The organism is Actinotalea sp. C106, assembly GCF_023630195.1.
GTDB lineage: Bacteria > Actinomycetota > Actinomycetes > Actinomycetales > Cellulomonadaceae > Actinotalea.
Window position 1 is genome coordinate 1 of the sequence record NZ_JALPKN010000125.1, and the last position, 9080, is coordinate 9080.

Consider the following 9080-nt stretch of genomic DNA (forward strand, 5'->3'; position numbering starts at 1 on the left):
CCCGCCTGGCCCACCGCCCCCCGCCCCGTCGCGGCCGACGACCTGCTCCCCGAGCGCGTCCTGGTCGGGGACCTGGTCGCACGGCGCACCCTGGTCGAGCAGGCCTACGAGCCGCTCGTCGGCGCGGGCGGGGCGCTCCTGGACACCCTCGCCGCCCACGTCGAGCACGGCCGGTCCCTCGAGGCGGCGGCCCGCGTCCTCTACGTGCACCCCAACACCGTGCGCTACCGGTTGCGCAAGGTCGCCGAGGTCACCGGGTGGGACCCGCTCGACGCCCGTGAGGCCTACGTGCTGCAGACCGCCCTGGCCCTCGGGCGGCTCGACTCACCTCGCCCTGCGGCCCCCCCCCGCCGACCGGACGCGCCCGTGACCGCCGTCGGGAGCCGTGGCAGGCCGACACGGCACGACTTGTAGGTATCGGACAACAGCGCCGGGTGAGGTTGGTGCCCGTCGTGGCCGTGGGGCACCGCCGGCCCTGGGGCACAGTGGTCCCGTGCTCGCCGTCCTCTGCCCTGGTCAGGGCTCCCAGACCCCCGGCTTCCTCTCCCCGTGGCTCGAGCTCGAGGGGGTCGAGGAACGCCTCGCCACCTTCTCCGAGGCCGCCGGGACCGATCTGCGCTCCCACGGCACCGTCTCGGACGCCGAGACGATCCGCGACACCGCCGTGGCGCAGCCGCTGATCGTCGCAGCCTCCCTGGTCGCGCTGCACGCCCTCCTCGGGGACCGCCCCGCCGCCGGGACGGTGGACGTCACCGCCGGCCACTCGGTGGGTGAGATCTCCGCCGCGGCCGTGGCCGGGGTGCTGACCGACCGCGACGCGGTGTCCCTCGTCACCCGACGCGCCCAGGCCATGGCCGAGGCAGCGGCCCTCGAACCGAGCGGGATGAGCGCCGTCGTCGGCGGTGACCCTGCTGAGGTCCTCGCCGCGATCGAGGCAGCGGGCCTGCACCCGGCCAACGTCAACGGCGGCGGCCAGGTCGTCGCCGCCGGAGACCTCGAGGGCCTGGCACGCCTGGCTCAGGACCCGCCCGCCCGGGCACGCGTGATCCCCTTGCAGGTGGCCGGGGCGTTCCACACCCCCTACATGCAGCCCGCCCACAGGACCTTCGCCCCGGTCGCCGCCTCCTGGAGCGCCTCGCCCCCCACCCTGGCCCTGCTCTCGGACGCCGACGGCACCGTGTACGGGTCGGGTGGCACGAGCGCCCCCGCGACGGGCCCGGCCGTGCTGACCCGGTTGGCCGACCAGGTGGTCGCCCCCGTGCGTTGGGACCTGTGCCAGGCCACCCTCCTCGAGCTCGGGGTGACCGGGGTGGTCGAGCTCGCCCCCGCAGGGGTGCTCACGGGCCTGGCCCGCCGTACGCTGCCTGGCGTGGAGACCGTGGCCGTGAAGAGCCCGACCGACCTCGAGGCCGCCCGCGACCTCGTCCAGCGGCACAGCACCGGCAGCGCCGGCACCGACCAGGAGGCCAAGGCGTGACCCGACCGACCCTGACCCAGGCCAGCGGCCCGGCGTTCTCCCGCATCCTCGGCCTCGGCGCCGTGCGCGGCGAGCACACCGTCACCAACGACGACGTCGCCGGCCCGATCGACTCCTCGGACGAGTGGATCCGTCAGCGCACCGGCATCGTGACCCGCCGCCGCGCCCCCGAGGGCAGCGACGTGCTCGACCTCGCCGAGGCGGCCGCCCGCGCAGCCATCGAGAACGCCGGGCTCACCGGGGCGGACATCGACGCCGTCATCCTCTCGACCGTGACCTACTTCCACCAGACGCCCGCGGGTGCCGCCGTGCTCGCCGACCGGCTCGGCGCGACCCCCGCCGCGGCCTTCGACATCTCCGCCGCGTGCGCGGGCTACGCCTACGGCGTTGGCCAGGCCGACGCCCTCGTCCGGTCGGGCAACGCACGGCACGTGCTGGTGATCGGCGCGGAGAAGATGAGCGACTTCATCGACCCGAGCGACCGGTCGATCTCCTTCCTGCTGGGCGACGGCGCGGGGGCGGTCGTCATCGGCCCGTCGGACACCCCCGGCATCGGCCCCACCATCTGGGGCTCGGACGGGTCGATGGCCCACACCATCCGCCAGACGCAGTCCTGGAAGGAGGCCTTCGCGCAGGACGGCACCTGGCCGACCCTGCGCCAGGAGGGCCAGTCGGTCTTCAAGTGGGCCGTGTGGCAGATGGCCCCCGTCGCCGAGAAGGCCATGGCCGCGGCCGGCGTGAGCGCCGAGGAGATCGACGCCTTCATCCCCCACCAGGCCAACATGCGGATCATCGACCAGATGATCAAGCAGCTCAAGCTGCCCGAGAGCGTCGTCGTCGGGCGAGACATCGCGGACACCGGGAACACCTCGGCGGCCTCGATCCCGCTGGCCACCGAGCGGCTCCTCCGCGAGGGTCAGGTCGACAGCGGCGCCCTGGCGCTGCAGATCGGCTTCGGCGCGGGGCTGGTCTACGCGGCCCAGGTCGTCGTCCTGCCCTGAGCCTCACGGCGAGCCCTGCGGGCGCGTCGCGACACGTCCGAGCACAATCGTCAGCGCCCGACCGGGCACCGACAGCCACCATAAGGAGACACACACCATGGCGTACAGCGAGCAGGAGATCCTGACCGGCCTGGCCGAGATCGTGAGCGAGGAGACGGGCCTGCCCACGGACTCGGTCTCGCCCGAGAAGTCCTTCACCGACGACCTCGACATCGACTCCCTGTCGATGATGACCATCGTCACCCTCGCCGAGGAGAAGTTCTCGGTCCGCATCCCCGACGACGAGGTCAAGAACCTCACCACCGTCGGCGACGCAGTCAGCTACATCAACGGGGCCCAGGGCTGAGCGAGCCCTTCGACCGGGTCGGGGTCCGCCACCGCACGGACCCCGACCCGTCGCCCCACCCCGCAGCCAGCACCGCCCAGGAGGAACGTTGACCACCGCACGCGATGTCGTCATCACCGGACTCGGCGCGACCACGCCCCTGGGCGGGGACGTGGCGAGCACCTGGGCCGCGGCCCTCGCCGGCGAGTCCGGTGCCCGGACGCTGGACAACGACTGGGCCGAGAAGTACCAGATCCCGGTCTCCTTCGCCGCGCGGCTCAAGGTCACACCCGACCAGGTCATGCCGCGGCCCGAGATCAAGCGCATGGACCCCTCGGCCCAGTACGCGGTGATCGCCACCCGCGAGGCCTGGGCCGACGCGGGCGCCCCCGAGGTCACCCCCGAGCGCCTGGGTGCCGTGGTCTCCTCGGGCATCGGTGGCATCTGGACCACCCTCGACGCGTGGGACACCCTGCAGGAGAAGGGCGCACGTCGCGTGCTGCCCATGACCGTGCCCATGCTCATGCCCAACTCCCCCGCTGCCTACGTCGAGCTCGAGCTCGGTGCCCGCGCCGGGGCCCACGCCCTGGTCTCGGCCTGCGCGTCCGGGGCTGAGGCGATCGGCTACGGCGTCGAGATGATCCGCAGCGGCCGGGCCGACGTCGTCGTCGCGGGAGGCACCGAGGCGGCCATCCACCCGATGCCGATCGCCGCGTTCGCGGCCTCGCGCACCCTGTCCCTGCGCAACGACGACCCGCAGGGCGCCTCGCGCCCCTACGACGTCAAGCGCGACGGCTTCGTGCTCGGGGAGGGGGCGGGGATCGTCGTGCTCGAGAGCGCCGAGCACGCCGCGGCCCGGGGGGCCACGGTCCACGCCCGGATCGCCGGGGTGGGGCTCAGCTCGGACGGCTACCACATGACCTCCCCCGAGCCCGAGGGGCGAGGGCAGATCGCCGCGATGAACGCGGCCCTGACCGAGGCCGACGTCGCCGCGAAGGACGTCGTGCACGTCAACGCGCACGCGACCTCGACGGTCGTCGGCGACCTGATCGAGGCGCGCAGCGTGCGCGGGGTGCTCGGCGCGGACGCTGACCACGTCGCCCTCTCGGCCACGAAGTCGATGACCGGCCACCTGCTGGGCGGGGCCGGGGCCCTCGAGACCATCTTCACGGTGCTCGCCCTGCGCGACCGCAAGGCACCGCCGACCATCAACGTCGACGAGCCAGACCCCGAGCTGGTGCTCGACCTCGTGCGATCGACGCCGCGTGACCTCCCCGCAGGGCAGATCGCCGCGGTGAACAACTCCTTCGGCTTCGGCGGCCACAACGTGGCCCTCGTCGTCACCAGCGCCTGAACGACACCACCTGTCGCTGACAGGTGGTGTCGCGAGAGGGACGGGCTCCGCGAGGTGCTGGGCCTGTCAGCCGACGCGGTGGAGCCAGCGCACCGGCGCCCCCGCCCCGGCGTAGCGGAAGGGCTCGAGCTCGTCGTCCCAGGCCTGACCCAGGGCCAGGTCCAGCTCACGACGCATCCGCTGCGGGCTCGTCACGTGCTCGAGCGCAGCGCGGATGCGGTCCTCGGGGACCATCGCGTTGCCGTGCACGTCGGTCACGGCGTGGAAGATCCCCAGCTCAGGCGTGTGGCTCCACCGCGCGCCGTCGGAGCCGTGACTGGCCTCCTCGGTCACCTCGTACCGCAGGTGGGTCCAGCCACGCAGCGCGGAGGTCAGCCGTGCCCCCGTCCCCTGCGCGCCCTGCCACGAGTGCTCGGCCCGGTACATGCCCGGGGCAGCAGGCTGCTCGGTCCAGTCCAGACTCAGGCGCGCGCCGAAGATGCCCCCCGCCGCCCACTCGATGTGGGGGCACAGAGCTCGTGGTGCTGAGTGCACGAAAAGTACACCGCGGGTGATGGCACCGGCCATGACAGCCCTCCTAACGGGTCGAGGTTCGTCTTCCCCAACGACCTCATCCCGTTCCGGGAGAATGCACGATCTTCGCGGCGTGCTGGGCCCAGCATGCACGATCATGGCCGCCGGGCGCCAGCCCGACCCGCCGTGGAGTCAGGCGAGCTGCTCGCGCATGTCCCGCATGGCCTTCTTGCGCACCGACCGCTCGAGGCGATCGAGGTAGAGCATCCCGTCGAGGTGGTCGACCTCGTGCTGCAGGCACCGGGCCATGAGCTCGGTGCCCTCGACCACGACCTCCTTGCCGTCGAGGTCCTCCCCCACCACCCGGGCGTACCAGGCCCTCTTGGTGGGGTACCAGAGCCCGGGGACCGACAGGCACCCCTCGTCGCCGTCCTGGTACTCCTCCTCGGAGACCTCGACCAGGCGCGGGTTCAGCACGTAGCCGAGATCGTCGTCGATGTTCCAGGAGAAGGCGCGCAGGTTCACACCGATCTGGTTGGCGGCCAGACCGGCACGCCCTTCGGTGTCCACCGTCTCGAGCAGGTCCTCGACCAGGGAGCGGACGCGGGCGTCCACCTCGGTGATCGGCTCGCAGCGCGTGCGCAGGACGGGGTCTCCGACGGTTCGGATCTCTCGCATGGCCATGGGGTTCATGATCCCACGGACGTGGGGCACCTCGCCCGCCACCACGACGGCGACGCGCGAGCGAGCCGTTCAGCGTGCAGCGGCCCACGCCTCGTCCCCACCCGGCACCTCATCGACGCCGAGGCGCGCCCGCCGAACCGGTGCCCGAGGCGCCACGACGGCGCTGCCACCAGCGCCAACCAGCGAGGATCAGAGGCAGCATGCGGAGGAGTCGTCCCATGCGAACACTGTGCGGTCACGGCCCCGCCCGCGCCACCGGAGAGCAGCCGCACGAGCCCGTGGCACGCCCGGCGGGGCCCGGCGCCCGGCCACCGACGAGGTCGACGCGCGGGCTCGCGCCCAGAGTTCTAGTCTCGCTGGGAGAAGGCACCGGACCAGCAGGCCGGTCGCCCCACCGGACGAAGGAGCCGAACCATGCGCATGAAGGCAGCATTCCTCGTCGGCGGAGCCGTGGGCTACGTGCTCGGGACCCGCGCCGGCCGGCAGCAGTTCGACAAGATCCGTAGCAAGGCCCAGGAGCTGTGGGAGGACCCGCGCGTCCAGGACGGCATCTCCGACGTCGAGCACCGCGCGAGCGACCTCGTCCGTGAGAAGGGCCCCGAGATCAAGGAGAAGGTCACCGGCGCCGTGAAGTCGGCCTCCGACCAGGTCCGCGGCAGCAAGGACCAGGACAACGGGACCAACGGCACCACGTCGAGCACGACGACGGGTTCCAGCACCATCTGAGCTGCACTCCCCGAGGGCGGGGTCGCCGCGCACGAGCGTGGCGACCCCGCCCTCGGCATGTACCCACCTCTGTGACCGGGTGGCGACCGCGTGCCGAGCGGCCCGCGGTCCCGGAGACCGAGAGGGCGGGTCCGCACGGCACACTGGGCCCATGCTGCAGACCGTGACCCTGGCCCTCGGGGGCCTGCTGACCATCGCCGGCGCGGGACTGCTGGTCGTCGCCTTCCGGCACGGGCAGGCCCGGCGAGCCGACGAGGAGCGCCGCGTCTTCCGCTACGCCGTCGGCTGTCTCGCCGCGGGATCGGCGTTGTTCCTGGTCACGACGGTGACCAGCGGGGCCTGAGAGCTGGCCGACGGGACTGAGCCGTCGGCACGGGTGGGCAACGGCACGGGAGGGCCTGTTCGGGTGGGCCTGTTCGGGTGGGCCAGGTGGGGCTTGAACCCACGACCGACGGATTATGAGTCCGCTGCTCTGACCGGCTGAGCTACTGGCCCTCGGGCGTACAGGCTATCGGCATCCCCGCCCCGGGCCGGGGATGGGTCGGGTGCGACAAGGCTGCGGCACCGGGGCGGCCGCCAGCCGCGGGTTAGGTTGGGGTCATGGCAGCTCTCAGACGCCGCACGCGCCTCCCCGACGAGATCCGCACCGAGCTCGCCCTGCCTCGGGATGAGCCTGTCCTCGCCGCAGCCCCCTGTCGGGGCGGGTGGGCAGTCGCGACCAGGGCCCGGCTGGTGGTGACCGGTGGGGGGTTCGAGCACCCGTGGCACGAGGTCGACGGCGCCAAGCTCGACCCCGAGACGCGCACCCTCACCATCACGTGGGTCGACGGCTCCCCGACGGCCGAGGTGGTGCTCGAGGAGGACGGGTCCCGGCGGTTCGTGCGCGTGCTGCACGAGCGCGTCCAGGCCTCGGTGGTGCACCGGGAGCAGGTGCCCCTGCCCCGCGGGGCCACCGTCCGCGTGGCCCTGCGGCGGGGGGCTGACGGGACCCTGCTCACCCAGGTGATCGGCGACGGTCGGGTCGACCTGTCCGACCCCGCCACGGTCGCCGCGGTCGACGCGGCCGAGGCACGGGTGCGCGAGGCCGCGGGTCTCGGCTGATCCCACGCAACGGTCTTGCGCCTGCCACCACGCCCCCGCACCACGTACCACGCCACTCGCGCCGGGGCGGTGTTCGAGGCACCCGAGGTCATCAGGTAGCATTGCGACCCGCGATCCCTCGTAGCTCAATTGGCAGAGCATCCGACTGTTAATCGGACGGTTACTGGTTCGAGTCCAGTCGAGGGAGCATAGACAACCCGAAGGAGGGCCCCGCTCACGTGGGGCCCTCCTTCTGGTTGTGGGTGATGCGCGAGGTCGGCGTCGGAGCACCCCTCGTCCCCGCAGCAACGACCAAAGTGCGCCTCCCTCCCGCGGGAGGGAGACTTGTTCGGTGGTTGACGACTTCACGACCCCGGCGCCCCTCATCTCGATCGGCGTCCCCGTCTACAACGGTGCGACCTTCATCGTCCCAGCACTCGAGAGCCTGCTGGCCCAGACGGTGCGGGACCTGGAGATCGTCATCTCGGACAACGGGTCCACGGACGCCACCGAGCGGCTCTGCCGGGAGGTCGCCGCCCGGGATGCACGCGTGCGGTACGTCCGCCAGTCGGCCAACCGGGGTGGTGCAGCGAACTTCAACGCGGTGTTCGCCCTGCGGCACCCCGGCGCGCTCTACTTCAAGTGGGCCGCGGCCGACGACCTCCACGAGCCCGACTACCTGACGTCCGTCCTGCGGGTGCTGGAGTCGGACCCGACGGTCGCCGTGGCGCACAGCGGCAGCGACGACGTCGACGAGCACGGCGCGTACGTGCGCGGGTGGCATGATCAGCCGCTGGAGGCCCACGACCCCGACGTCGCGACCCGGTTCGCCAGCCTGTCCCAGCGCAACTACCAGTGCTTCAGCATCTTCGGGCTCATGCGTGCCGACGTCCTGGCGGGCACGCAGGGCCTCGGGCTCTACTCCGAGTCCGACCGCGTGCTGCTCGCTGAGCTGTCCCTGCATGGACGACTGGTGGACGTCCCTGAGGTCCTCTTCCACCGGAGGCAGCACGCCGGCCGCTCCGTGCGGCAGTACCCCACCGCGCGGGAGCGCATCGCCTGGTTCAACCCTCGGCTCGTCGGACGCCCGGTGTTCCCGGAGTGGCGGTTGGGCCGGGGCTACCTCGAGGCTGTCCTGCGCGCACCGCTCTCGACCGTGGATCGGACGCGGTGCATGGCGCAGATGCTGCGCTGGACCCGCGTCCACACGCCACACCTCGTGCGCAACGTCCTGCGCAGCGCGGTGGACCTTGCCGCGGGACGAGTGACCTGGAGAGGGCCTCGTCTCCGCAGCACCCCTGGGTCAGGGCGCCAGCCAGCGGATGCAGCTCTGCCGTGAGGCCCTGAGCCCGGGACGGTTCGACGCGTCTCCCCGACTACTCGCGCGTGGCCTCGCGCAGCGAGCGACGCGTCTTCTCGAGCTCGACCAGCTCGGCGAAGGCGGCCTGGTACTCCTCGGCCTGGGCCACGGCGTCCATCCGTTGGAGACGCCCGCGGGCGTCGGCGATCTGGCGGGTCAGGCCCAGGTCCACCAGGGCGCCCACCACTCCGCGCACGTAGTCCTCGACGGCCTCGGGCCGGTCCTCGGGCAGCGGGGTGACCGCGAGCTCGGTCACCAGCGCGCCGACCGTGTCCCCGGCCTCGTCACGAACCCGCTCGACCCACGCGCCGTCGTCGGCCACCGCGGTCCCCAGGCCCCCGGCGGCCCGGATCGCCTCGTGCACCGCACGGAAGGCCGGCACCGTGAAGGCGTCACCGGCGAGGGCGTCGAAGGAGCCCACGTCCACCGCGCGCGGGTGCTGGAGCACCACCTCGAGGGCGTTGCGCTCGAGCTTGGCCACCGGATCGGTCCGGTCCGGGGCCAGCGGCCGGCTGCGCGCCTCCTGGCCGGGGTCGGGTCGCTCCCCGAAGTCCGATCGT

The 9080-nt window shown here is 72.8% G+C and carries 11 protein-coding genes, 2 tRNA genes and 1 pseudogene; 10 read left to right on the forward strand and 4 right to left on the reverse strand.

The genetic code is table 11. From position 1 onward, the window contains the following. From L0B03_RS09820 to L0B03_RS09840, 5 genes are all read left to right on the forward strand, one after another. Positions 1-414 (forward strand): CdaR family transcriptional regulator (locus tag L0B03_RS09820; RefSeq protein ID WP_250445627.1); only part of this gene is annotated, 414 nt, incomplete at its 5' end. A gap of 79 nt (positions 415-493) precedes the next feature. Continuing rightward, positions 494-1477, forward strand: coding sequence for an ACP S-malonyltransferase (locus L0B03_RS09825; RefSeq protein WP_250445628.1), 984 nt, complete (start codon positions 494-496; stop codon positions 1475-1477). Continuing rightward, positions 1474-2478: a beta-ketoacyl-ACP synthase III gene (locus L0B03_RS09830; protein ID WP_250445629.1), complete on the forward strand. Its 1005-nt coding sequence runs from the start codon at positions 1474-1476 to the stop codon at positions 2476-2478. Before L0B03_RS09825 ends, L0B03_RS09830 begins: the two co-directional genes overlap by 4 nt. 97 nt (positions 2479-2575) lie before the next feature. Continuing rightward, positions 2576-2824 carry an acyl carrier protein gene (locus L0B03_RS09835; RefSeq protein ID WP_208054289.1) on the forward strand — a complete coding sequence of 83 codons (249 nt, stop codon included), beginning with the start codon at positions 2576-2578 and terminating at the stop codon, positions 2822-2824. An 88-nt stretch (positions 2825-2912) separates the two neighbouring features. Continuing rightward, on the forward strand, positions 2913-4157 hold the full coding sequence (locus tag L0B03_RS09840; RefSeq protein ID WP_250445630.1) for a beta-ketoacyl synthase: 1245 nt from the start codon (positions 2913-2915) through the stop codon (positions 4155-4157). 66 nt (positions 4158-4223) lie between these two features. Here L0B03_RS09840 and L0B03_RS09845 read toward each other — a convergent pair whose 3' ends face one another. Next, on the reverse strand, positions 4224-4724 hold the full coding sequence (locus L0B03_RS09845; protein WP_250445631.1) for a DUF3145 domain-containing protein: 501 nt from the start codon (positions 4722-4724) through the stop codon (positions 4224-4226). Between the two features lie 138 nt (positions 4725-4862). Further along, a complete protein-coding gene (def, locus tag L0B03_RS09850) occupies positions 4863-5354 on the reverse strand; it encodes a peptide deformylase (protein WP_208054659.1) in 492 nt (163 codons plus the stop codon). Positions 5355-5774: 420 nt separating this feature from the next. On the opposite strand from def, the gene L0B03_RS09855 reads away from it, so the two are divergent. Beyond that, positions 5775-6080, forward strand: coding sequence for a YtxH domain-containing protein (locus L0B03_RS09855; RefSeq protein ID WP_250445632.1), 306 nt, complete (start codon positions 5775-5777; stop codon positions 6078-6080). Positions 6081-6231: 151 nt separating this feature from the next. Continuing rightward, the gene (locus L0B03_RS09860; protein ID WP_250445633.1) at positions 6232-6423 is read left to right on the forward strand and encodes a hypothetical protein; all 192 of its coding nucleotides are present in this window, start codon (positions 6232-6234) and stop codon (positions 6421-6423) included. Between the two features lie 78 nt (positions 6424-6501). Here L0B03_RS09860 and L0B03_RS09865 read toward each other — a convergent pair. Next, positions 6502-6575: transfer RNA gene (locus L0B03_RS09865), tRNA-Ile, on the reverse strand. 105 nt (positions 6576-6680) lie between these two features. Between L0B03_RS09865 and L0B03_RS09870 the strand changes: the two genes are divergently transcribed. From L0B03_RS09870 to L0B03_RS09880, 3 genes are all read left to right on the forward strand, one after another. Next, on the forward strand, positions 6681-7181 hold the full coding sequence (locus tag L0B03_RS09870) for a hypothetical protein (protein ID WP_250445634.1): 501 nt from the start codon (positions 6681-6683) through the stop codon (positions 7179-7181). Between the two features lie 114 nt (positions 7182-7295). Further along, positions 7296-7368: transfer RNA gene (locus L0B03_RS09875), tRNA-Asn, on the forward strand. Between the two features lie 144 nt (positions 7369-7512). Continuing rightward, a complete protein-coding gene (locus L0B03_RS09880; RefSeq protein ID WP_250445635.1) occupies positions 7513-8499 on the forward strand; it encodes a glycosyltransferase family 2 protein in 987 nt (328 codons plus the stop codon). Positions 8500-8536: 37 nt separating this feature from the next. Here the strand turns inward: L0B03_RS09880 and L0B03_RS09885 are convergent. Further along, positions 8537-9080, reverse strand: a pseudogene (locus L0B03_RS09885) (DNA primase); the annotation flags it as partial.